The organism is Enterobacter sp. SORGH_AS_0287 (genome assembly GCF_031453695.1).
Taxonomy (GTDB): domain Bacteria; phylum Pseudomonadota; class Gammaproteobacteria; order Enterobacterales; family Enterobacteriaceae; genus Enterobacter; species Enterobacter ludwigii.
Window position 1 is genome coordinate 3,649,570 of the sequence record NZ_JAVIZW010000001.1, and the last position, 21,589, is coordinate 3,671,158.

The 21,589-nt window shown below is 55.2% G+C and carries 22 protein-coding genes and 1 pseudogene; 12 read left to right on the top strand and 11 right to left on the bottom strand.

Features of this window, described 5'->3' with window-relative positions; all coding sequences use genetic code 11:
• The first annotated feature begins 154 nt into the window (after positions 1–154).
• Entirely contained in the window at positions 155–991 is an 837-nt protein-coding gene (gene rhaS / locus QE396_RS17305) for an HTH-type transcriptional activator RhaS (RefSeq protein WP_020883963.1), read from the top strand.
• Between the two features lie 73 nt (positions 992–1,064).
• On the top strand, positions 1,065–1,913 hold the full coding sequence (gene rhaR, locus QE396_RS17310; protein ID WP_014172216.1) for an HTH-type transcriptional activator RhaR: 849 nt from the start codon (positions 1,065–1,067) through the stop codon (positions 1,911–1,913).
• Here the strand turns inward: rhaR and rhaT are convergent, their stop codons facing one another.
• Positions 1,914–2,948, bottom strand: coding sequence for an L-rhamnose/proton symporter RhaT (gene rhaT / locus QE396_RS17315; RefSeq protein WP_020883962.1), 1,035 nt, complete (start codon positions 2,946–2,948; stop codon positions 1,914–1,916).
• A 289-nt stretch (positions 2,949–3,237) separates the two neighbouring features.
• Here rhaT and sodA point away from each other — a divergent pair, with 289 nt between their 5' ends.
• Complete coding sequence (sodA, locus tag QE396_RS17320; protein ID WP_014833772.1) at positions 3,238–3,858, top strand: superoxide dismutase [Mn]; 621 nt, start codon at positions 3,238–3,240, stop codon at positions 3,856–3,858.
• Positions 3,859–3,928: 70 nt separating this feature from the next.
• Complete coding sequence (gene yiiM, locus QE396_RS17325) at positions 3,929–4,603, top strand: 6-hydroxyaminopurine reductase (RefSeq protein ID WP_020883961.1); 675 nt, start codon at positions 3,929–3,931, stop codon at positions 4,601–4,603.
• 54 nt (positions 4,604–4,657) lie between these two features.
• On the opposite strand, the pseudogene cpxA reads toward yiiM, so the two are convergent.
• A pseudogene (gene cpxA, locus QE396_RS17330) lies at positions 4,658–6,032 on the bottom strand (envelope stress sensor histidine kinase CpxA).
• Positions 6,029–6,727 (bottom strand): envelope stress response regulator transcription factor CpxR, encoded by a 699-nt coding sequence (cpxR, locus tag QE396_RS17335; protein ID WP_014172213.1) that lies wholly within the window; start codon positions 6,725–6,727, stop codon positions 6,029–6,031. Before cpxR ends, cpxA begins: the two are co-directional and overlap by 4 nt.
• A 150-nt stretch (positions 6,728–6,877) precedes the next feature.
• Here cpxR and cpxP point away from each other — a divergent pair, with 150 nt between their 5' ends.
• The 6 genes from cpxP (at position 6,878) to QE396_RS17365 (ending at position 12,997) form a co-directional block, all read left to right on the top strand.
• Positions 6,878–7,384 (top strand): cell-envelope stress modulator CpxP, encoded by a 507-nt coding sequence (gene cpxP / locus QE396_RS17340; protein ID WP_020883960.1) that lies wholly within the window; start codon positions 6,878–6,880, stop codon positions 7,382–7,384.
• A gap of 153 nt (positions 7,385–7,537) precedes the next feature.
• On the top strand, positions 7,538–8,431 hold the full coding sequence (gene fieF, locus QE396_RS17345) for a CDF family cation-efflux transporter FieF (protein WP_020883958.1): 894 nt from the start codon (positions 7,538–7,540) through the stop codon (positions 8,429–8,431).
• Between the two features lie 173 nt (positions 8,432–8,604).
• Complete coding sequence (gene pfkA, locus QE396_RS17350; RefSeq protein ID WP_014172210.1) at positions 8,605–9,567, top strand: 6-phosphofructokinase; 963 nt, start codon at positions 8,605–8,607, stop codon at positions 9,565–9,567.
• A gap of 209 nt (positions 9,568–9,776) precedes the next feature.
• The gene (locus QE396_RS17355; RefSeq protein ID WP_032679243.1) at positions 9,777–10,766 is read left to right on the top strand and encodes a sulfate ABC transporter substrate-binding protein; all 990 of its coding nucleotides are present in this window, start codon (positions 9,777–9,779) and stop codon (positions 10,764–10,766) included.
• Positions 10,767–10,875: 109 nt separating this feature from the next.
• Positions 10,876–11,619 (top strand): CDP-diacylglycerol diphosphatase, encoded by a 744-nt coding sequence (locus tag QE396_RS17360; protein ID WP_020883956.1) that lies wholly within the window; start codon positions 10,876–10,878, stop codon positions 11,617–11,619.
• A 73-nt stretch (positions 11,620–11,692) separates the two neighbouring features.
• Positions 11,693–12,997, top strand: a complete 1,305-nt coding sequence (locus tag QE396_RS17365; protein WP_020883955.1) for an SLC13 family permease — start codon at positions 11,693–11,695, stop codon at positions 12,995–12,997.
• Positions 12,998–13,030: 33 nt separating this feature from the next.
• Here the strand turns inward: QE396_RS17365 and tpiA are convergent, their stop codons facing one another.
• Both tpiA and QE396_RS17375 read right to left on the bottom strand, forming a co-directional pair.
• Positions 13,031–13,798, bottom strand: coding sequence for a triose-phosphate isomerase (gene tpiA / locus QE396_RS17370; protein WP_014172206.1), 768 nt, complete (start codon positions 13,796–13,798; stop codon positions 13,031–13,033).
• Between the two features lie 111 nt (positions 13,799–13,909).
• Positions 13,910–14,506: a DUF1454 family protein gene (locus QE396_RS17375; RefSeq protein ID WP_020883954.1), complete on the bottom strand. Its 597-nt coding sequence runs from the start codon at positions 14,504–14,506 to the stop codon at positions 13,910–13,912.
• 112 nt (positions 14,507–14,618) lie between these two features.
• Between QE396_RS17375 and QE396_RS17380 the strand changes: the two genes are divergently transcribed.
• Positions 14,619–15,038 (top strand): DUF805 domain-containing protein, encoded by a 420-nt coding sequence (locus tag QE396_RS17380; protein ID WP_020883953.1) that lies wholly within the window; start codon positions 14,619–14,621, stop codon positions 15,036–15,038.
• Here QE396_RS17380 and fpr read toward each other — a convergent pair whose 3' ends face one another.
• The 4 genes from fpr to QE396_RS17400 form a co-directional block, all read right to left on the bottom strand.
• The gene (fpr, locus tag QE396_RS17385; RefSeq protein WP_014172203.1) at positions 15,039–15,785 is read right to left on the bottom strand and encodes a ferredoxin--NADP(+) reductase; all 747 of its coding nucleotides are present in this window, start codon (positions 15,783–15,785) and stop codon (positions 15,039–15,041) included.
• Positions 15,786–15,881: 96 nt separating this feature from the next.
• Positions 15,882–16,892, bottom strand: a complete 1,011-nt coding sequence (glpX, locus tag QE396_RS17390; RefSeq protein ID WP_020883952.1) for a class II fructose-bisphosphatase — start codon at positions 16,890–16,892, stop codon at positions 15,882–15,884.
• Positions 16,893–16,994: 102 nt separating this feature from the next.
• Positions 16,995–18,503: a glycerol kinase GlpK gene (glpK, locus tag QE396_RS17395; protein ID WP_014172201.1), complete on the bottom strand. Its 1,509-nt coding sequence runs from the start codon at positions 18,501–18,503 to the stop codon at positions 16,995–16,997.
• A 21-nt stretch (positions 18,504–18,524) separates the two neighbouring features.
• A complete protein-coding gene (locus QE396_RS17400; RefSeq protein ID WP_014885705.1) occupies positions 18,525–19,370 on the bottom strand; it encodes an MIP/aquaporin family protein in 846 nt (281 codons plus the stop codon).
• Positions 19,371–19,768: 398 nt separating this feature from the next.
• Between QE396_RS17400 and zapB the strand changes: the two genes are divergently transcribed.
• Complete coding sequence (zapB, locus tag QE396_RS17405) at positions 19,769–20,008, top strand: septal ring assembly protein ZapB (protein WP_008501806.1); 240 nt, start codon at positions 19,769–19,771, stop codon at positions 20,006–20,008.
• 60 nt (positions 20,009–20,068) lie between these two features.
• On the opposite strand, the gene rraA is transcribed toward zapB, so the two are convergent.
• Positions 20,069–20,554 carry a ribonuclease E activity regulator RraA gene (gene rraA / locus QE396_RS17410; protein WP_014172197.1) on the bottom strand — a complete coding sequence of 162 codons (486 nt, stop codon included), beginning with the start codon at positions 20,552–20,554 and terminating at the stop codon, positions 20,069–20,071.
• A 92-nt stretch (positions 20,555–20,646) separates the two neighbouring features.
• A complete protein-coding gene (menA, locus tag QE396_RS17415; protein ID WP_020883951.1) occupies positions 20,647–21,567 on the bottom strand; it encodes a 1,4-dihydroxy-2-naphthoate polyprenyltransferase in 921 nt (306 codons plus the stop codon).
• Between the last annotated feature and the right edge of the window lie 22 nt (positions 21,568–21,589).

Sequence of the window (21,589 nt, forward strand, 5' to 3'; positions counted from 1 at the left end):
TGCAGGCAGTGTGACGCTTACCGCATTTCCTGATCTTTCAGCCTGTTTCTTGAAAAACGGACAGTTTTTGCGAGGTTTACGGTCGAAAATTTAAGGTGAGGGGACGGGGCCTTAATTAATATTTTGAGAACATTTCTCATTGGTGGGGGCCGTTATGACCGTACTGCACAGCGCGGATTTTTTTCCTTCGGGTGGGTCGTCTGTCGCGATTGAACCGCGACTCCCTCAGGTGGCGTTTCCTGAGCATCATCATGATTTTCACGAAATTGTGATTGTTGAACACGGAACGGGGATCCATGTGTTTAACGGCCAGCCGTATACCATCAGTGGTGGGACGGTCTGCTTTGTGCGCGATCATGACCGGCACTTATATGAACATACCGACAACCTGTGCCTGACTAACGTGCTCTACCGTTCGCCCGATGCGTTCCAGTTCCTGTCCGGGCTGAACCATCTCCTGCCGCAGGAGAAGGACGGCATCTATCCTTCACACTGGCGGGTGAATCAGTCCACGCTGCAGCAGGTGCGTCAGCTGGTGAGCCAGATGGAACAGTGCGACGAGGGACAGGAGACCCACGTCATCGCCACGCGTGAGCTGCTGTTTATGCAGCTGCTGGTGCTGCTGCGGCGCAGTAGCATGGTGGCCGGGCTGGGGAATAACGATGCGCGTTTGACTCAACTGATGGCCTGGCTGGAGGGCCATTTCGCCGAGGATGTCTGCTGGGAAACGCTGGCGGATGATTTTTCGCTGTCGCTCCGGACCTTGCATCGTCAGCTGAAGCAGCAAACCGGGCTGACGCCCCAGCGCTATCTGAACCGTCTGCGCCTGATTAAAGCGCGCCATCTGCTGCGTCATACCGATGAGAGCGTCACGGATATCGCCTATCGTTGCGGTTTCGGCGACAGTAACCACTTTTCGACCCTGTTTCGCCGGGAATTTAGCTGGTCACCGCGCGATATTCGCCAGGGAAAGGACGCGTCACTGCAGTAACGCGAGGGTTGTCACCGTTTCCCGTGGGCAAAAACGCTAATAATGTCAGGTTATTTGCTGTCGAGGTGGTGTCGTGGTTGCTCAGTTAATGCTTCGCAAAGTGGATTTTTTTGCCTCCGCCGGCCAGGCCGTCGCGGTGGCGGATCGCTATCCGCAAAACGTCTTTGCCGAGCACACTCATGAGTTCTGCGAGCTGGTGCTGGTGTGGCGGGGCAATGGCTTGCATATCCTTAACGACCGGCCCTACCGCATTACGCGTGGGGATCTGTTTTACATCCGTGCTGAAGACAAACACGCCTACGCTTCGGTCAACGACCTGGTCCTGCAGAACGTGATTTACTGCCCTGACAGGCTGAAACTCAACGTCGACTGGGCGGCTTACATTCCGGGTTTTAATGATACGAAGTGCGCGGCGCACTGGCGACTGAGCAGTAACGGCATGACGCAGGTGCGACAGGTGATTTCTCAGCTGGAGCAGGAGAGCCAGAAAAGCGATCCTGAGGCTCACCAGATGGCAGAACTGCTTTTCGCCCAGCTGGTCATGACGTTGACGCGCCATCGCTACGCCATTGATAACCCGTCGGCTACCGCGCAGGAAGCCCTGCTTGATAAGCTCATCACCACCCTGGCGGGCAGCCTTAACAAAAGCTTTGTGCTGGAGAAATTCTGCGAGCAGGCGCAGTGCAGCGAGCGCGCGTTGCGCCAGCAATTCCGCACCCAGACCGGGATGACGGTGAACCACTATCTGCGCCAGCTGCGCATCTGCCATGCCCAGTACCTGCTTCAGCATACGGAACTGATGGTCAGCGATGTGGCGATGCGCTGCGGCTTTGAGGACAGTAACTATTTTTCGGTGGTCTTTAACCGCGAGGTGGGGATGACGCCGGTTCAGTGGCGTCATCGCAGTCGTAACGCGGCGTAATCAGTTCGCCATGCCGAGGCCCACAATGTTGGCCGCAATAATGATCACCACGCACCCCAGACTCAGCACGCCCACCGGGCGACGCCCGGCGTTGTTCCACTCTTTCAGAAGCAGACCCACCAGCCCACCGCACAGCACGTAGAAGCTCATGTGCAGCATCCAGCTCATATAGTCATACTGCGCCGGAATACTGGCGTGACCCCACGCGTAGAAGAAGAACTGGAGATACCACATCAGCCCGCCGAGCGCCGAGAGCAGCACGTTCCCGATAATCATCTGTTTAGCCAGCGAGAAGTCGGCTTTCAGTGACAAGGTCTTCACGTTTGCCAGACGGAAAAAACAGAAACCGAGGTTAACCACCGCTCCGCCACCCATGATCACCACGTAGCTTGGCAGTGCCACGTACAGCGGGTCGACGCCCAGTGCGGCAGCGGCTTCATGCATCGGTTTGGCGGCGTTCATCGCGAATGACATGCCTGCGGAGAAGATCCCGCACATCACCGCCAGCAGCAGGCCTTTCTTCAGGTTGAACTCTTCGGCTCTGATGCCCATTTTGCGCTCTTTCAGCTGCCCTGCGCGGGTGACAATGCCCACGCCAATGACGGCCACCAGCACGCCCAACAGCGTCATCTGGCCGCCTTTGGTGTTGATCAGCACGTCGACGTTGCCGTTGAGGATCGGCGTCATCAGAGTGCCGACAATCAGCGTAATACCAATCGCGATGCCAATGCCCATCGACATGCCGAGGTAGCGCATGGTGAGGCCATAGTTAATGTTACCGACGCCCCACATGGCGCCAAAGAGAAAGACCGGCAGCAGGGTGGAGGCGTTAAAGGAGGAGAAGTAGCCCCAGAAATCCGGGAGCAGCATGGCGCTGATGGTCCAGGGAAGAATTATCCACGAGACCACACCGCCGACGGACCACATGGTTTCCCATGACCACTGTTTGACCTGTTTAAACGGGGCATAGAAACAGGCTGCACTGGCCGCGCCTATCAGATGCCAGAAAATACCCATCGTAATCGCATGATTCATGTTTACATCCTCATCGTTTTTATATGCCGGTGGCTTCCCACCGACTCGATGAGTGTAAAAATTAAGCAGTCGGGTAACCTTCGGAAGGTTGCCGCACTTTGGTTTTGAATGGCAATCAACGCGTTAACCGGGTGAGCAGACTCACAATTTCAGCAATAATCGAAAACCGAATAACCTTATAAAAACTACGGCATTGATAATCATTTTCAATATCATTTAATTAACTATAATGAACCAACTGCTTACGCGGCATTAACAGCTGTGCCGCCCGACAATAATGGAGAGGATTATGAGTTATACACTGCCATCCCTGCCGTATGCCTACGACGCACTGGAACCGCATTTCGACAAGCAGACGATGGAAATCCATCACACTAAACACCACCAGACCTATGTGAACAACGCGAACGCCGCGCTCGAAAGCCTGCCAGAGTTCGCTAGCCTGCCTGTTGAAGAGCTGATCACCAAACTGGACCAGCTGCCAGCTGACAAGAAAACCGTTCTGCGTAACAACGCAGGTGGTCACGCTAACCACAGCCTGTTCTGGAAAGGCCTGAAAACCGGTACCACCCTGCAGGGCGACCTGAAAGCGGCTATCGAGCGCGATTTCGGTTCTGTAGACAACTTCAAAGCGGAATTTGAAAAAGCCGCTGCGACCCGTTTCGGCTCTGGCTGGGCGTGGCTGGTTCTGAAAGGTGACAAACTGGCGGTTGTTTCAACGGCTAACCAGGACTCCCCGCTGATGGGTGAAGCAATCTCTGGCGCATCCGGTTTCCCTATCCTGGGTCTGGACGTGTGGGAACACGCTTACTACCTGAAATTCCAGAACCGTCGCCCGGACTACATCAAAGCCTTCTGGGACGTGGTGAACTGGGACGAAGCAGCAGCGCGTTTCGCCGCGAAAAAATAAGGTTGCATTGACGCCTGTGAGAAGCGAGTCTGATGACTCGCTTTTTTTGTATCTGCAGAAAGGAGCAGCGATGCATTTTCCGGTGAATGTCTTTACAGGCAAGGTAAGGGAGTACGACGGCAGCCGCCCGAGCGCCATCGCCAAAATTCAGGTCGACGGCGAGTTGACGTTAACCGACCTCGGGCTGGTGGGCGATGAGCAGGCCGAAAAGAAAATCCATGGCGGGCCTGACCGCGCGCTGTGCCACTATCCGCGGGAACACTATCAGCACTGGATAACCGAGTTTCCCGAACAGGCGGATATGTTTGTCGCGCCCGCGTTTGGTGAGAATCTCTCAACGGAAGGGCTGACCGAGAAAAACGTCTTTATCGGCGATATCTACCGCTGGGGCGATGCCCTGATTCAGGTGACGCAGCCGCGCTCGCCGTGCTTCAAACTAAACTATCATTTCGGCATCAGCGACATGTCTGCCCGGCTGCAGAGCGCGGGTAAAACGGGCTGGTTATATCGGGTGGTGCTGGCAGGTCAGGTATCGGCAGATGCGCCGCTGGTGCTGGCATCGCGCCTGAGTGATGTCTCGGTATATGACGCCTGCGCGATCGCCTGGCATATGCCGTTTGATGACGACCAGTACCATCGGCTTTTGTCCGCTGCAGGGCTGTCCACGAGCTGGACCCGAACGATGCAGAAACGCTGTTTAAGTAGCAAGATCGAAGATAATTCGCGGAGATTGTGGGGGAAATAGTTTCCCCGCAGGAGAGGCAAGCCGGGTCAGCGATACCGCCGCCCGGCTAAACGGCTACGAACGTTTATACAACGGCAGCCACAGTGTTAACCGCAACCCACCCAGCGGGCTGTCGTCGGCCTTCACCCAGCCGCGATGCTGCTGCATGGCGGTTTCCACAATCGCCAGACCCAGCCCCGTGCCGCCAGATTCACGGTCACGCGCCTCGTCGGTACGGTAGAACGGACGGAAAATCTGTTCGCGGTCTTCCGGGCTTACCCCAGGACCATCGTCATCAACGATGATGGTGATCCCGTCTTTATCCACCGAGAAGGCTACTTCAATCTTCGTGTGCGAATAGCGCAGGGCGTTACGCACGATGTTCTCCAGCGCGCTTTCCAGCGTGTTGGGGTTACCGTACAGCGGCCATGGCCCCGGCGGGAAGTTGACGGTAAAGGATTTCCCCATCTGCTCCGCTTCGAACGCCGCGTTATCCAGCACTTCATGCCACAGGTGGTTGGCTTTCACCGTTTCGCTCACCAGCGCATTTTTCTGCTGATTGCGCGACATGACCAGCAGGTCGTTAATCATGCTGTCCAGACGATGCGCTTCCGTTTCAATACGTTCCAGCTCTTTGCTCTCACCGCTGCGGCGACGCAGCAGCGCGGTGCCGAGTTGTAAGCGCGTGAGCGGCGTGCGCAGCTCGTGCGAGATATCCGACAGCAGGCGTTGCTGTGCCGTCATCATGCGGTCGAGGGCGCTCACCATCTGGTTAAAACTGGTCCCCGCGGCAAGGAACTCCTGTGGACCGGCTTCCAGTTCAGGGTGTTGTCGCAGGTTACCCTGCGCCACTTCGTCCGCCGCGTTTTTCAGCTTACGCGCCGGTTTCGCCAGACTCCACGCCAGCCACAGCAGCAGCGGTGAGCTAACCAGCATGGTGACAATCAGCAGCAGAAGCGGACGGTCAAACAGCAGGTTGATGAAATCGGACTGGGAGTTGCTCGCCGGGCGGATCAGGTAAAGCTGGTAATTATCCTCGCCATCTCTGACGGAGAAGGGGCCCACCATCTCAACCCGACCGTATTTTTTCTTCTGAGGATGGTCGGCGTTATCCGCCTGACCAATGAAGTTACGGATGATCTGCATTTCATTGCGATCGGCGCCAATCACGCGCCCTTCGCTGGTCACCAGCAACAGGCGCTGGGCCTGGCGGTGCCCATTTGTCGATAGCGCGAAACAGCCTGCGCCACCACATTAAATCGTTCGGCGGGTCGTTTGCCAGCTCGGCTTCCACGTGCTGCTCGATCATCACGCCCTGACGTTGCTCGCTGTCGAGAAGCTCCGTCATCTGGCGTGAGTCGAGTTTTGGCAACATCAAAACGAGCATTAAAACCAGTGCCAGCGTCAGCCAGAAAATGGCGAAGATGCGGGCTGTTAAGCTTCCTATCATGAAGCGGAAACCATCAGATAACCGCGACCACGCAGGGTTTTAAACCATGGATGCCCGTCCTTGCGTTCCGGCAGCTTGCGGCGCAGGTTCGAGATATGCATATCGATGGCGCGATCAAACGGGGTGAGGCGTTTGCCGAGCACTTCCTGGCTCAAATGTTCACGCGATACCACCTGGCCGAGGTGCTGGGCCAGCAGGTACAGCAGGGTGAACTCGGTGCCAGTCAGTTCCAGCGTTTCACCGTCAAAACTCGCTTCCTGACGGCCCGGATTCAGGCTCAGGGAGTCGACTTCCAGCGTCGGTGAACTGTTGTCGCTGTTCTGCTGCTGTTCGCTCCAGTGAGAGCGACGCAGGATAGCGCGAATACGGGCAACCAGTTCACGGTCGTTAAACGGCTTTGGTAAATAGTCATCCGCGCCCAGCTCAAGGCCAAGTACACGGTCAAGTTCGCTGCCGCGAGCGGTCAGCATAATTACGGGCGTCTGGTGTGTCTGGCGAAGCTCTTTCAACGTATCAATGCCGTTTTTCTTCGGCATCATTACGTCGAGCAAAAGTAAATCGATGCTGTCGTCAAGGAGACTCAGCGCCTGCTCGCCATCATGGGCAACCAGAACGTTGAAACCTTCCATGTCGAGCAACTCCTTTAAAAGGGATGTGAGCTCTCGGTCATCATCAACTAACAGGATTTTATTCATTGTTTAAATACCTCCGAGGCAGAAATTACGACATCAAGGCTATCTAATCCATGACTTTACGTTGTTTTACACCCCCTGACGCATGTTTGCAGCCTGAATCGTAGACTGTCTCTCGTTGAATCGCGACACGAAAGATTTTGGGAGCAAGTGATGCGCAAAGTTACCGCTGCCGTCATGGCCTCAACGCTGGCGTTCAGTACATTAAGCCAGGCCGCTGTAGCTATCCCCGGCGATAACGGGCCCTCAACGGAGGGGGCAACGCAGCACAGCAGCCAAAGCCATATGTTTGATGGCATAAGTTTAACCGAACATCAGCGTCAACAGATGCGAGATCTGATGCAGAGGGCACGACACGACCAGCCCCCTGTTAATGTTAGCGAAATGGAGACAATGCACCGCCTTGTCACCGCAGAAAAATTTGACGAAAGCGCTGTACGCGCTCAGGCCGAAAAAATGGCACAGGAGCAGGTTGCCCGCCAGGTAGAGATGGCGAAGGTCCGCAACCAGATGTTCCACCTGCTAACGCCCGAGCAGCAAGCGGTTTTGAACACAAGACATCAGCAGCGAATGGACCAGTTGCGTGAGGTTGCACGGATGCAGCGAAGCTCAGAAACAACGTTTTTCAGTAGCAATAGCAGTACCCGTAGTAACCAGTAAACCCTGTTTTCCTTGCCATAGACACCATCCCTGTCTTCCCCCACATGATGTGGGGGTTTTTTTTGCCCTTCATTCTGCTTTGTTAACCGTTTATTCATCCTTTGACTCCCCATGCTTCCGTTATACTAGCGGCATGACATGACAGGAGCGTTTATGAATCAATCCTATGGAAGACTGGTAAGTCGGGCAGCGATTGCAGCGACCATCGTGGCTTCAAGCCTGTTAGTGATTAAAATTTTTGCGTGGTGGTATACCGGCTCAGTCAGTATTCTCGCGGCGCTGGTGGACTCGTTGATGGATATTGCCGCCTCGCTGACGAACCTGCTGGTTGTGCGTTACTCGCTGCAACCGGCGGATGAAGAACATACGTTTGGGCACGGGAAAGCCGAGTCGCTGGCCGCGCTGGCGCAAAGCATGTTTATTTCCGGCTCCGCGCTGTTTCTGTTTTTAACCGGTATTCAGCATCTCGTCTCGCCGTCACCGATGAACGATCCCGGCGTGGGCGTGGTCGTGACGATTGTGGCACTTATATGCACACTTGTTCTGGTAACGTTCCAGCGCTGGGTTGTTCGCAAAACGCAAAGCCAGGCTGTACGGGCGGATATGCTTCATTATCAATCTGATGTTATGATGAATGGCGCTATTCTTATTGCGCTCGGTCTGGCCTGGTATGGCTGGCATCGGGCCGATGCGTTGTTTGCGTTAGGGATTGGCATCTATATTTTATATAGCGCCTTACGGATGGGGTATGAAGCGGTGCAATCGCTTCTGGACCGCGCCCTCCCGGACTCAGAACGTAATGAAATTTTTTCTATCGTGACCTCCTGGCCTGGTGTCAGAGGTGCACACGATCTTCGAACGCGGCAGTCAGGGCCGACCCGCTTTATTCAGATTCATATTGAAATGGAAGACAACCTGCCACTGGTTCAGGCTCACGTTATTGCTGAGCAGGTCGAGCAGGCGATTTTGCAGCGTTTTCCTGGTTCAGACGTCATTATTCACCAGGATCCCTGCTCGGTTGTACCCGGACATGTTGAGCTTTCGTAATTGGTTGTAAAAAAGTGAGCCAGGCCAGCATTTTGTGTATAAATTACCGCCATTTGGTCTGACCTGAATCAATTCAGCTGGAAGTGATTGATATACTATTTGCAGTATTCGTTGGTCGATAAATTCTTCCGGCAACAGATTTCAATTTTGCATTCCTAAGTTCAGAGGTAGTCATGATTAAGAAAATCGGTGTGTTGACAAGCGGCGGTGATGCGCCGGGCATGAACGCGGCAATTCGTGGGGTTGTCCGTTCAGCGCTGACGGAAGGCCTGGAAGTTTTTGGTATCTATGATGGTTATCTGGGCCTGTATGAAGATCGCATGGTTCAGCTCGACCGTTACAGCGTGTCCGACATGATCAACCGTGGCGGTACCTTCCTCGGTTCTGCGCGCTTCCCGGAATTCCGTGATGAACACGTCCGTGAAGTGGCTATTGAGAACATGAAAAAACGTGGCCTCGACGCACTGGTTGTTATTGGTGGTGACGGCTCGTACATGGGTGCAAAACGTCTGACTGAAATGGGCTTCCCGTGCATCGGGCTGCCGGGTACGATCGACAACGACATCAAAGGCACTGACTACACCATCGGTTATTTCACCGCACTGGGCACCGTTGTTGAAGCGATTGACCGCCTGCGCGACACCTCTTCTTCCCACCAGCGTATCTCCATCGTGGAAGTGATGGGCCGTTACTGTGGTGACCTGACGCTGGCTGCGGCCATCGCCGGCGGTTGTGAGTTCGTAGTGGTTCCGGAAGTGGAATTCAGCCGTGAAGATCTGGTGGCTGAAATCAAAGCGGGTATCGCAAAAGGCAAGAAACACGCCATCGTAGCCATCACCGAGCATATCTGTGACGTTGACGAGCTGGCGAAGTACATCGAAACCGAAACCAAACGTGAAACGCGCGCTACCGTTCTGGGCCACATCCAGCGTGGGGGTTCCCCGGGTCCATACGACCGCATCCTGGCATCACGTATGGGTGCATACGCCATTGAACTGCTGCTGCAGGGTCATGGCGGTCGTTGCGTGGGTATTCAGAACGAAAAACTGGTTCACCATGACATCATCGACGCCATTGAAAACATGAAGCGTCCGTTCAAGGGTGACTGGCTGGACTGCGCAAAAAAACTGTACTGAGCGGTGACTTTCCCCCGGTCGCGCTGAGTTAACCGGGTCTGCAGTCCACACTCGTAAAGACCGGGTAAGGCGATATTGCCGCCCGGTTTTTTTATGCCAGTCCGTTTTTTATTCCTCTATGTTATAGCCAATCTTTTTTTATTCTTTAATCATTGGTTAGCTTTCTGGCACGCTGCAAGCATCAAAACACTACACAAGAGATCCGGGCGATGAATAAATGGGGCGTGGGGTTAACATTATTGCTGGCATCGACCAGCGTTTTGGCTAAGGACATCCAGTTACTGAACGTGTCATACGACCCGACGCGTGAGCTGTACGAGCAGTACAACAAAGCCTTCGCGGCACACTGGAAACAGGAAACCGGCGACAACGTGGTGGTGCGCCAGTCTCATGGTGGCTCCGGTAAGCAGGCGACCTCAGTCATCAACGGGATTGAAGCCGACGTGGTTACCCTGGCGCTGGCCTATGACGTCGACGCCATCGCCGAGCGTGGGCGTATCGATAAAAACTGGATCAAACGCCTGCCAGACAATTCAGCGCCTTACACCTCGACCATTGTTTTCCTGGTGCGTAAGGGCAACCCAAAACAAATTCATGACTGGAACGATCTGGTTAAGCCGGGCGTTTCCATTATCACCCCGAACCCGAAAAGCTCGGGTGGCGCACGCTGGAACTACCTGGCGGCCTGGGGCTACGCGCTGCATCACAACAACGGTGACCAGGCGAAAGCCCAGGCGTTCGTGAAAGCGCTGTATAAAAACGTTGAAGTGCTGGACTCGGGCGCACGTGGTGCCACGAACACCTTCGTTGAGCGTGGGATTGGCGACGTGCTGATCGCATGGGAAAACGAAGCCCTGCTCGCCACCCACGAACTGGGTAAAGACAAGTTCGAGATCGTTACGCCAGGCGAATCTATCCTCGCCGAACCTACCGTTTCTGTGGTTGATAAAGTGGTTGAGAAGAAAGAGACCAAAACGGTGGCGGAAGCGTACCTGAAGTATCTCTACTCGCCAGAAGGCCAGGAAATTGCGGCGAAAAACTACTATCGTCCACGCGATCCGGCGGTGGCGAAGAAATATGAAAGCGTCTTCCCGAAACTGAAGCTTTTCACCATTGATGAAGAGTTCGGCGGCTGGGCGAAAGCGCAGAAAGAGCACTTCTCTAACGGCGGAACTTTCGACCAGATCAGCAAGCGCTAAACGTTAGCAGGACAGACACGGTGACCCGGCGCGAGAAATCCGCCGGGTTTTTTATTTGGTCATCATTTTGCGTTACTCTTTCGCCACTATCGAAAACAGGGAACGCATTGTGAAAAAAATACTATTACTGATTCTGGTTGTCATCATTCTTGCCGCGGGTGGCTGGTACTGGATGAAAGCGGGTAATCCGAATGCGTTGCGTCATATCGTTCTCAACCAGTGTCTGCCGAATCAACTCCAGCACCGTAACCCGGCCCCGTGCGCGCAGGTAAAGCCTGATGCGGGTTATGTGGTGTTTAAAGACCGCAACGGGCCGCTGCAGTATCTCCTGATGCCGACTTACCGTATCAAAGGAACCGAAAGCCCGCTGTTGACCGAACCGAATACGCCCAACTTCTTCTGGCTGGCCTGGCAGTCACGCAACTTTATGAGCATGAAGCGCGGGGCCGAGGTGCCGGACAGCGCAATTTCGCTCACCATTAACTCCCCGACAGGCCGTACGCAGAACCATTTTCATATCCATATCTCCTGCCTGCGCCCGGACGTGCGCGAGAAGCTTAATGCCGCGCAGGGGCAAATCAGTACCCAGTGGTTACCGTTCCCGGGCGGGCTGGAAGGGCATGAGTACCTCGCCCGTCGCGTGACGGAAAATGAGCTGGTACAGCGCAGTCCGTTTATGATGCTGGCTGAAGAGCTGCCGGAAGCGCGTGACCATATGGGGCGCTTCGCGCTGGCCATGGCGCAGCAGTCGGATGGATCGTTTGTCTTACTGGCGACCGAACGTAACTTGCTGACCCTGAATCGCGCGTCGGCTGAGGAATTGCAGGATCATCAATGCGATATCCTGAAGTGACATCACCATAAATAGCGTTTACTCGTCCTGCCTGTCGCCGTAGACTTGCTGAAAAAAACGACAGGAGACAGGAATGTCGCTCTGGTTAACGCATCCTCTGTTTGTGCCCTCATTGATAGTCGGCGTCACCATCGTGCTGTGGGCGACGTCGCTATTGCCGGAATTTATCACCGCGCTGCTGTTTTTCACGGCGGCGATGACCGCCAGAATCGCCCCGGCGGAGGTGATTTTTGGTGGTTTTGCCTCGTCTGCATTCTGGTTAGTGTTTAGCGGCTTCGTGCTGGGGGTGGCAATCCGTAAAACCGGTCTGGCGGACAGGGCCGCACGGGCGTTGTCGGCAAAACTCACGGATTCGTGGGTATTGATGGTGGCAAGCGTGGTGGGGCTGAGCTACGCGCTGGCGTTTGTGATGCCGTCGAATATGGGCCGTATCGCGCTGCTGATGCCGATTGTCGCCGCCATGGCCAAAAGGGCCGCCATCCCCGACGGTTCCCGCGCGTGGTATGGCCTGGCGCTGGCCGTCGGGTTCGGAACCTTCCAGCTCTCGGCGACCATCCTGCCTGCCAACGTGCCGAATCTGGTGATGAGTGGCGCCGCGGAGGGCTCGTACGGGATCCATCTGAACTATGTCCCGTATCTGCTGCTGCATACACCCGTCCTCGGGATCCTGAAAGGGGGCATTCTGATCGGCCTGATCTGCTGGTTGTTCCCCGGTAGCCCGAAACCGGCCACCGATCTTACGCCGTCTGAACCGATGGGCCGGGATGAAAAACGTCTCGCCTGGTTGCTGGCGGTGGTGCTGGGGATGTGGGTGACAGAGAGCTGGCATGGCATTGGACCGGCGTGGACGGGTCTTGCGGCGTCGGTCATCGTCATGCTGCCACGCGTCGGGTTTATCACCGGTGAAGAGTTTTCTGCGGGAGTGAACATGCGCACCTGCATTTACGTGGCGGGGATTCTCGGGCTGGCGATTGTAGTGACCCAAACGGGTATCGGTTCCGCGGTGGGGGAGGCATTATTGCGGATTATGCCGCTTGATGCCAACAGACCGTTCACCAGCTTCCTGGCGCTTACCGGTATTACCACGGCACTCAACTTCATTATGACCGCGAACGGTGTACCGGCGTTGTACACCACGCTGGCACAGAGTTTTTCGGACGCCACCGGTTTCCCGCTGTTGTCGGTGATCATGATTCAGGTACTGGGGTATTCCACGCCGCTGCTGCCATATCAGGCGTCGCCGATTGTGGTGGCAATGGGTTTAGGGAAGGTGCCTGCAAAGGCGGGGATGTTGCTCTGTCTGGCGCTGGCGATTGCAACGTATCTGGTGCTGCTGCCGCTGGATTATCTGTGGTTTAGCGTGCTGGGGAAAGTGTAATTTCCCTCCCCGGTGGGGGAGGGAAGTCGGTTTTTACGCCTGTTTAGCCGCTTCTGCTGCTTTAACGATCACCGCGAAAGCGTCAGCTTTCAGGGATGCACCGCCAACCAGCGCGCCATCGATGTCTGGCTGGGTGAACAGCTCAGCAGCGTTGGATGCGTTAACGGAACCGCCGTACTGAATAATTACCTGCTCAGCCACTTTCGCGTCCGCTTTAGCAATGTGGTCACGGATAAATTTGTGAACCGCCTGTGCCTGCGCAGGGGTTGCTGATTTGCCGGTACCGATCGCCCAGACGGGTTCGTACGCGATAACCGCGCCTTCGAATGCTGCAGCACCCTGCGTTTTCAGCACGGCGTCGATCTGACGAGCACACACTTCTTCCGTTTTGCCTGCTTCGTTTTCGGCTTCGGTTTCACCGATGCACAGAACCGGGATCAGACCCTGCTCTTTCAGCACCGCGAATTTCTTCGCGATAAATTCGTCGGATTCTTTGTGGTAAGTGCGACGCTCAGAGTGGCCGATGATGATGTATTTCGCGCCGATATCTTTCAGCATTTCAGCAGAGGTTTCACCGGTGAATGCGCCTGACAGGTTAACGTCAACGTTCTGTGCGCCCAGAATGATGTGGCTGCCGTCAGCGGCATGTTTAGCCAGATCCAGGTACATATCCGGCGGAGCGATAGCAACCGCGCAGCCCGTCACGCCCGCCAGCTCTTTACGCAGGTTCGCAACCAGTTCGTTTACCATGTGGCGGCTGCCGTTCAGTTTCCAGTTACCCATCACTAAAGGATGTCGCATTTCAATTCTCCACGCTAAATTAGCGAATTAAGGAATATGGCCGCCCTGTCGGGCAGCATGGTCTGTGAATCAGTATAGAGATTTTCCCTCGAAAGGCTTTGCTTTTTGTCATTAATTCGCCCCGCCGAGTGTGTCTGATAGTGCCAGCTTAATCGGTTCAACAGCGAAGGTCAGTCCTTTTTCGCCGTTATCTGCCACCACATAGCGTATGGCCCCTTCGGTATCGGCGTAGTAACGCTTGTTTTTACCGGCGGTGAGAAGTTTTTGCAGCTTTTGCTGGCTTTGCTTTTTGGTCAGCGCGGGCGTAAAAGCCTGCAGTATCGCGCTCATGTACTCGAGCGCTTTTGCCTTAGCGGCTTTCTGCTCTGGCCCCTGAATCGGCAGCCAGGTTATTTGCATGCTTTTGATTTTTAGCGTGCCGCGCTCCAGCGCAGTGGAGGCATATAAATTCTCGTTAATCTTGCTTGCAGCCCGGGTCAGGGTTGGCGTATCCCGGGAGCTGTCAATGGCGCGGAATTCATCCAGCGGTAGCGTGGGGTTGGTTTTATTGAAGGTTTCACGAAACTGGCTGATTGACTGATCGAACGAGGGTGCACCTGCCAGCAGATAGGGGGCTGTCGTCGGGGCAGTGGTTTCGGCGGCGTGCAGGGGGACACCCGCGATGAGCATCGCTAAACACAGGAAAAGAGAACGTGCCGAACTTTTCATCAACATTGCCCCTGGCCGTAAGTGTTCATGATTAAATCGATATCTGGTCGGCTTGTCAAAAGGTCACAACTCCAGGGTAAAATGCGCGCTATATGATAATAAGGAACCTTACATGACCATACAGCAGTGGTTGTTTTCATTCAAAGGGCGTATTGGACGCCGTGACTTCTGGATCTGGATGGCGGCGTGGATCGTTGCCATGCTGCTTCTGTTTTTCGTGGCCTTCAACGCATGGCTCAGCACACAAACGGCGGCGTTTGCGCTGGTCTGTTTACTGTGGCCAACCGCGGCCGTGGTGGTGAAACGTCTGCACGATCGCGGCCGTTCCGGCGCGTGGGCTTTTCTGATTATTCTGGCGTGGATGCTGGTGGCCGGGAACTGGTCGATACTTCCGTCCATCCTTCCCTGGGTGGTGGGCAGACTGCTACCAACCATTATTTTTGTCATGATGGTGGTCGATCTGGGCGCGTTTATCGGCACCCAGAGCGAAAACAAATACGGCAAAGACACCCTTGAGGTGAAATACCGCTGATCACCAGTAGTGTTCGGCGGTCATATGGCCCGGCCGGCGGCGAAGATGTTTCGTCATCTGCCGGGTATCCTTCAGAAGCTGCTGCGTGTCGCGAACCATCTGCGGGTTGCCACACAGCATGACGTGGCTGGTTTCAGCGCTCATCGGCAGGCCAATTGCGTCTTCCAGTGCACCACTCTCAATCAATGCCGGCACGCGGCCCGTCAGTGAACCTGCTGCGGTTTCGCGGCTGACCACGGTCTGAATTTTCAGTTTCCCGCCGTACTGCTTTTCCAGCGCCTGCATCTGCGGAAGATAGCTCAAGTCTGCGGCATAGCGCGCGGCGTGAACCAGCACGATGTTTTTAAAGCGCTCAAGGTCTTTGCCGTACTGCAAAATAGAGAGATAGGGGCCAATGGCCGTGCCGGTTGCCAGCATCCAGAGGGTGTCGCAGTCCGGGATTTCGTCCAGTACGAAGAAACCGGCCGCTTCACTCACAATTTGCACATCATCACCGGGCTTAAGCGCGGCAAGGCGTGGGCTGAGTTTGCCGTCCGGGACGGTGACCAGATAGAACTCGAGATCCGGGTTATCGGGGGCATTAACGTAGGAATAGGCGCGCTGCACGCGCTCGCCGTCAACATCCAGCCCCAGCTTCGCAAATTGCCCGGCCGTAAACGGGTGGACGGGAGCATGCAGGGTGAGACTAAATAGCGCATCGGTCCAGAACTGTATTTTTGTGACTTTACCTGTTACCCAGTCCGCCATGATCTTCTCCTGTGCTTTTTCTCTGTTCTATCTTCCGGACTTGTGGCGAAGATTTCCAGCCCATTTGGGCCGGAAAGCTCTATCGATCAAACGGTTTTACAGAATGTGCGCCTGCACGTCAGGGTCTTTACGATCCAGATAGTGAACAGACTGAATGCGGCGAATGGTGCGCGATTTACCGCGGATCAGCAGGGTTTCGGTGGTGGCCATATTGCCCTTACGGGTGATGCCATCCAGCAGGTCACCTTTGGTGATGCCGGTTGCGGAGAAGACAACGTTGTCGCTGCGCGCCATGTCATCCAGCGCAAGCACCTTGTTGGCTTCAATACCCATCGCTTCGCAGCGTGCCAGCTCTTTTTCCCCAATACGGCGATTCTCTTCGCTGTCGCCTTTGACTTCATGACGGGGCAACAGACGGGCCTGCATGTCGCCATCCAGAGCGCGGATCACCGCGGCGGAGACCACACCTTCCGGCGCGCCGCCGATGCCGTAAAGCACATCCACTTCGCTGTCTGGCATGCAGGTCAGGATAGATGCTGCCACGTCGCCATCCGGGATGGCAAAGACGCGAACGCCGAGCTGTTGCAACTGGGCAATGGTGGCATCGTGGCGCGGTTTCGCCAGAATGGTCACGGTGAGCGCGCTAAGCGGTTTTTCCAGCGCCCTGGCAACGTTACGCAGATTCTCTTCCAGCGGCAGGCTCAGGTCGATAGCCCCTTTGGCGCCGGGGCCGACAATCAGCTTTTCCATGTACATATCCGGCGCGTTGAGGAAACAGCCTTTGTCCCCTACCGCCAGCACGGCCAGCGCGTTGGCCTGGCCCATTGCCGTCATGCGGGTACCCTCAATCGGGTCAACCGCGATATCCACGGCATCACCTTTGCCGGTGCCCACTTTCTCACCGATATAGAGCATTGGCGCTTCGTCGATCTCGCCTTCGCCAATGACGATGGTGCCATCGATGTTGACCTGGTTAAGCACAATGCGCATTGCATGGACAGCCGCACCGTCTGCGGTATTTTTGTCGCCACGGCCGAGCCATTTATAGCCCGCCAGTGCGGCAGCTTCGGTGACGCGGGAAAACTCGATAGCCAGTTCACGTTTCATGAGGTACTCGTGCAATCAAAAGGAATTGCACGAAGTTTATCACAGAGTGGGGGTGGGTGCGGTCGGTCCCCTCTCCCCGGCGGGGAGAGGGGACGGGAGAAATTACTGCTCGTGCTCTTCCCACGCCAGGGCGCGTTTCACCGCTTTCTTCCAGCCGCTGTAGCGATAGTTACGCTCAGTGGTTTCGATGCCAGGGCGGAATTCGCGTTCGATAACCGCTTTTTCCTGCAGTTCATCCAGATTCTGCCAGAAGCCGACAGCCAGACCTGCAAGGTACGCCGCACCCAGCGCGGTGACTTCACGTACTTCCGGGCGCTCTACGCGGGTGCCCAGAATGTCGGACTGGAACTGCATCAGGAAGTTGTTGGCAACGGCGCCGCCGTCCACGCGCAGGGCGTGCAGACGAATGCCGGAGTCAGCCTGCATTGCTTCCAGTACGTCGCGCGTCTGATAAGCGATGGATTCCAGCGTAGCGCGGATAATGTGGTTCGAGTTTACCCCACGGGTCAGGCCGAAAATCGCGCCGCGTGCATACGGGTCCCAGTAGGGTGCGCCCAGACCGGTAAAGGCCGGAACCACATACACACCGTTGGTGTCCTTCACTTTGGTTGCGAAATACTCGGAGTCAAACGCATCGCTGATGAGTTTCATCTCGTCACGCAGCCACTGAATAGACGCACCTGCCATGAACACCGCACCTTCCAGCGCATAGTTCACTTCACCGCGTGGGCCGCAGGCGATGGTGGTCAGCAAGCCGTTTTCTGATTTCACCGCTTTCTCACCGGTGTTCATCAGCATAAAGCAGCCGGTACCGTAGGTGTTTTTCGCCATCCCTTCCTTAACGCACAGCTGGCCAAACAGCGCCGCCTGCTGGTCACCGGCAATACCGGCGATTGGAATACGCGTGCCGCCTTTGCCGCCGATATTGGTCTGACCGTAAACTTCAGAAGATTTGCGGACTTCTGGCAACATCGCGCGCGGGATATCCAGCGCGTCCAGCATCTTGTCATCCCACTCCAGGGTATTGATGTTGAACAGCATGGTGCGCGAGGCGTTGGTGTAATCAGTGACGTGGACACGCCCCTGGGTCATCTTCCAGATAAGCCAGGTGTCGACGGTACCAAACAGCAGCTCACCGCGTTTTGCACGTTCACGTGAACCCTCAACGTGGTCGAGGATCCATTTCACTTTGGTACCGGAGAAATACGGGTCAACGACCAGACCGGTTGCGCTACGCACATAGTCTTCCATACCGTCGCGCTTCAGCTGTTCGCAGATTTCTGACGTACGGCGGCACTGCCAGACGATGGCATTGTAAATGGGCTTACCGGTTTCGCGCTCCCAGACGATAGTGGTTTCACGCTGGTTGGTAATACCGATAGCGGCAATCTCGTCGGAACTGATATCGGCTTTCGCCAGCACTTCTACCAGCGTGGAGCTTTGTGAAGCCCAGATCTCCATAGGATCGTGTTCAACCCAGCCTGGACGAGGATAGATTTGCTCAAATTCGCGCTGTGACACGCTGACGATATTCGCGTCATGATCCATTACGACAGCGCGGGAGCTGGTAGTGCCCTGGTCGAGCGCAACGATATATTTTTTTTCGGTCATGGTATGTGTCCCGTAGTCAGATTACAGCGAAGCTTTTTGTTGTGCGGTAGAAGTCGTTTCCTTCTCCTCTTCCACACAGGTGTCGCACGGTAAATGGCGACCAATTAATTTGCGGTAGCTAAATGCACCCAGCGCAGCCCCGACAACCGGTGCAAACAGCGGTACCAGGAAGTAAGGGATATCTTTACCGCCGGTGAAGGCCACGTCGCCCCATCCTGCGATAAAGGCAAAAGCTTTAGGTCCGATATCACGCGCCGGGTTCATCGCAAACCCAGTCAGCGGGCCCATGGATGCGCCGATCACCGCAATCAGCAGGCCAATCAGCAGCGGTGCCAGCGGGCCGCGCGGAATGCCGTTTCCGTCGTCGGTCAGCGCCAGGATAACGCCCATCAGAATAGCGGTAATCACCATTTCAACTGCGAACGCCTGCACAAAATTGATATGCGGGTTGGGATAGGTTGAGAAAATGCCTGCCAGATCCAGACTTTCGACACTGCCACGCACCATATGATGAGTCTGTTCGAAGTCGATGAAAAGATTGTAATAAAGCCCGTAAACTAACGCCGCTGCGCAAAACGCGCCGGCAAACTGAGAAAGGATGAAGGGAACAACTTTGCGTCCGTCGAAGCACGCGAACAGCCACAGCGCGATGGTCACCGCCGGGTTAAGATGTGCGCCGGAAACCCCTGCGGTCAGGTAGATGGCCATCGCCACGCCCAGACCCCAGATAATACTGATTTCCCACTGACCGAAACTGGCACCCGCCACTTTCAGTGCAGCAACACAGCCCACTCCGAAGAATATCAACAACCCGGTACCAAGGAACTCGGCAATGCACTGGCCTTTTAAGGTTGATGTCTGACTCATAATCGGAATCCTGAAGAAATTGATGTTTATTGTTAGCATGACCGCCCGTGACAGCCACGATGCCCTGTAGACATAGTGTTAATTTATCGTTAACGAGCAAAAACGAGAAATATCGAAATCAAAATGTGTGGTCTGCGTCAATAAAATGAGCGTTTTCGCGCCATAAAGCGCATTTTTACACCAATAGCAAAATGTGAGCTGAATCATTTCATTAACGAATGAGTTAACAATTTAGGGGTATATGCCGCGAACGCACCAGGACGAGGCCGAAAAGTGTTGCAAACCACGATCTGCGCGGTCTGCCGCTGGACAGGGGCGACGGGGCTTCATACAATCGGCATATCTGTTGTGCGCGTTTACGTTAAAGCGTCGCCTTGCAATTCAGGAGAGGTAGGATCATGTCTTTAGAAGTGTTTGAGAAACTGGAATCGAAAGTACAGCAGGCGATTGACACCATCACGCTGCTGCAGATGGAAATTGAAGAGCTGAAAGAGAAGAACAACAGCCTGGCGCAGGAAGTTCAGAACGCCCAGCACAGCCGTGAAGAACTGGAGCGCGAAAACAACCAGCTGCGTGAACAGCAGAATGGCTGGCAGGATCGTCTGCAGGCGCTGCTGGGGCGTATGGAAGAAGTGTAATTTCTTTCGGGAAATGCAGAACAGGCCGGGTAAGGCGTCGCCGCCACCCGGCTTTTTTTATTACTCGATATCCAGTGGATCTTCGGAAAGGATAATCCCGGTGTTATCGGCATAGAGATGGTCACCGGAGAAGAAGGTCACGCCGCCGAAATTGACGCGCACGTCGCTTTCGCCGATACCTTCACCTGCAGCACCCACCGGAATGGCCGCGATAGCCTGAATGCCAATGTCCAGGTCTTCGAGATCGTCCACCTGGCGCACTGAGCCATACACCACAATGCCTTCCCACTCGTTCTGTACGGCAAGACGGGCGAGCTCAGCATCAATGAGGGCACGACGTACGGAGCCCCCGCCATCAACCAGCAGAACGCGGCCACGGCCGTTCTGTTCGAGCAGATCATAGAGCAACCCGTTATCCTCGAAACATTTCACCGTGACGATTTGTCCGCCAAACGACGACCGCCCACCAAAGTTGGAGAACAGCGGTTCAACGACGTTGACATCTTCCTGGTAGATGTCACAAAGCTCGGAGGTATCGTATTTCATAGGTTTAACGCTCAGTTGCTGCGAATGTGTTCAGTATATCGTGCTAAATGCGTTGTTGGCAAAATCATCAATTGTTAATTGATATTTGTCAGTTAACCCAGCGTCTGACTTAAGACAATCCCGATGACGAACAACAGGTTAGTCAGCAGCGCCCCTTTTACCGTACGCTCCAGCATTGGCGGCATGGCCGCAGGGCTGAGTTCACGCATGACGAATCGCGCCTGCTTAATCAGCAGCGGTGCGACGAGTACAAACAGCCAGCCCCATATGCTGTGCAGCGAGATAACGTTAAACAGCGCCAGGCACAGCAGAGCGCCCAGCAGCAGGCACGCATGATAACGGCGTGCATTAACGGGCCCCAGACGCACGGCCAGTGTGTTTTTGCCGTTCTCACGGTCGCTGTCGATATCGCGCAGGTTGTTGATGTTAAGCACCGCCGTCGCCAGCATGCCGCAGGCGGTTGCCGGCAGGAACAGGGCTGGGATCAGGGTATGTGCCTGTAAGTACCCGCTCCCCATCACGCTCAGCCAGCCGAAGAACACCAGCACGGAGATATCACCCAGCCCAATATACCCGTAAGGGCGGGTACCGACGGTATAGGTAATGGCGGCAATAATGGCGAGCAGACCCAGTACCAGGAAACCAATGAAATCGCTGGGGGTTTTAGACGCGACCGTTACCAGCGCCAGGCCGGAAAGACAAATCAGCGCCACGGTGATGATCAGCGCGCGCTTCATCTGCGCCTGGGTAATGACCCCTTTCTGCATACCGCGCAGTGGCCCGATACGGTCGGGTTTGTCGCTGCCTTTAACCGCATCGCCATAGTCGTTGGCGAGATTGGAGAGAATTTGCAGCAGACCGGCGGTAATCAGTGCCAGCCCGGCAACCAGCGGATCGAAATAGCCTTGCCACCAGGCAAGCGCCGTACCGACGATAATGGCGGCAAAGGCCAGAGGAAGAGTTTTAGGGCGCAGACTTTCGAGCCACGCCTGAGTACGGCTGATGTCAGTCATAGTAATTTAGCCAATAAAAATG

Bases quoted from the DNA above. Each gene is read 5' to 3' on its own strand.
- rhaS (WP_020883963.1), top strand. From the start codon at position 155: ATGACCGTACTGCACAGCGCGGATTTTTTTCCTTCGGGTGGGTCGTCT.
- rhaT (WP_020883962.1), bottom strand. From the start codon at position 2,948: ATGAATCATGCGATTACGATGGGTATTTTCTGGCATCTGATAGGCGCG.
- sodA (WP_014833772.1), top strand. From the start codon at position 3,238: ATGAGTTATACACTGCCATCCCTGCCGTATGCCTACGACGCACTGGAA.
- yiiM (WP_020883961.1), top strand. From the start codon at position 3,929: ATGCATTTTCCGGTGAATGTCTTTACAGGCAAGGTAAGGGAGTACGAC.
- cpxR (WP_014172213.1), bottom strand. From the start codon at position 6,727: ATGAATAAAATCCTGTTAGTTGATGATGACCGAGAGCTCACATCCCTT.
- cpxP (WP_020883960.1), top strand. From the start codon at position 6,878: ATGCGCAAAGTTACCGCTGCCGTCATGGCCTCAACGCTGGCGTTCAGT.
- fieF (WP_020883958.1), top strand. From the start codon at position 7,538: ATGAATCAATCCTATGGAAGACTGGTAAGTCGGGCAGCGATTGCAGCG.
- pfkA (WP_014172210.1), top strand. From the start codon at position 8,605: ATGATTAAGAAAATCGGTGTGTTGACAAGCGGCGGTGATGCGCCGGGC.
- QE396_RS17355 (WP_032679243.1), top strand. From the start codon at position 9,777: ATGAATAAATGGGGCGTGGGGTTAACATTATTGCTGGCATCGACCAGC.
- QE396_RS17365 (WP_020883955.1), top strand. From the start codon at position 11,693: ATGTCGCTCTGGTTAACGCATCCTCTGTTTGTGCCCTCATTGATAGTC.
- tpiA (WP_014172206.1), bottom strand. From the start codon at position 13,798: ATGCGACATCCTTTAGTGATGGGTAACTGGAAACTGAACGGCAGCCGC.
- QE396_RS17375 (WP_020883954.1), bottom strand. From the start codon at position 14,506: ATGAAAAGTTCGGCACGTTCTCTTTTCCTGTGTTTAGCGATGCTCATC.
- QE396_RS17380 (WP_020883953.1), top strand. From the start codon at position 14,619: ATGACCATACAGCAGTGGTTGTTTTCATTCAAAGGGCGTATTGGACGC.
- fpr (WP_014172203.1), bottom strand. From the start codon at position 15,785: ATGGCGGACTGGGTAACAGGTAAAGTCACAAAAATACAGTTCTGGACC.
- glpX (WP_020883952.1), bottom strand. From the start codon at position 16,892: ATGAAACGTGAACTGGCTATCGAGTTTTCCCGCGTCACCGAAGCTGCC.
- glpK (WP_014172201.1), bottom strand. From the start codon at position 18,503: ATGACCGAAAAAAAATATATCGTTGCGCTCGACCAGGGCACTACCAGC.
- QE396_RS17400 (WP_014885705.1), bottom strand. From the start codon at position 19,370: ATGAGTCAGACATCAACCTTAAAAGGCCAGTGCATTGCCGAGTTCCTT.
- zapB (WP_008501806.1), top strand. From the start codon at position 19,769: ATGTCTTTAGAAGTGTTTGAGAAACTGGAATCGAAAGTACAGCAGGCG.
- rraA (WP_014172197.1), bottom strand. From the start codon at position 20,554: ATGAAATACGATACCTCCGAGCTTTGTGACATCTACCAGGAAGATGTC.
- menA (WP_020883951.1), bottom strand. From the start codon at position 21,567: ATGACTGACATCAGCCGTACTCAGGCGTGGCTCGAAAGTCTGCGCCCT.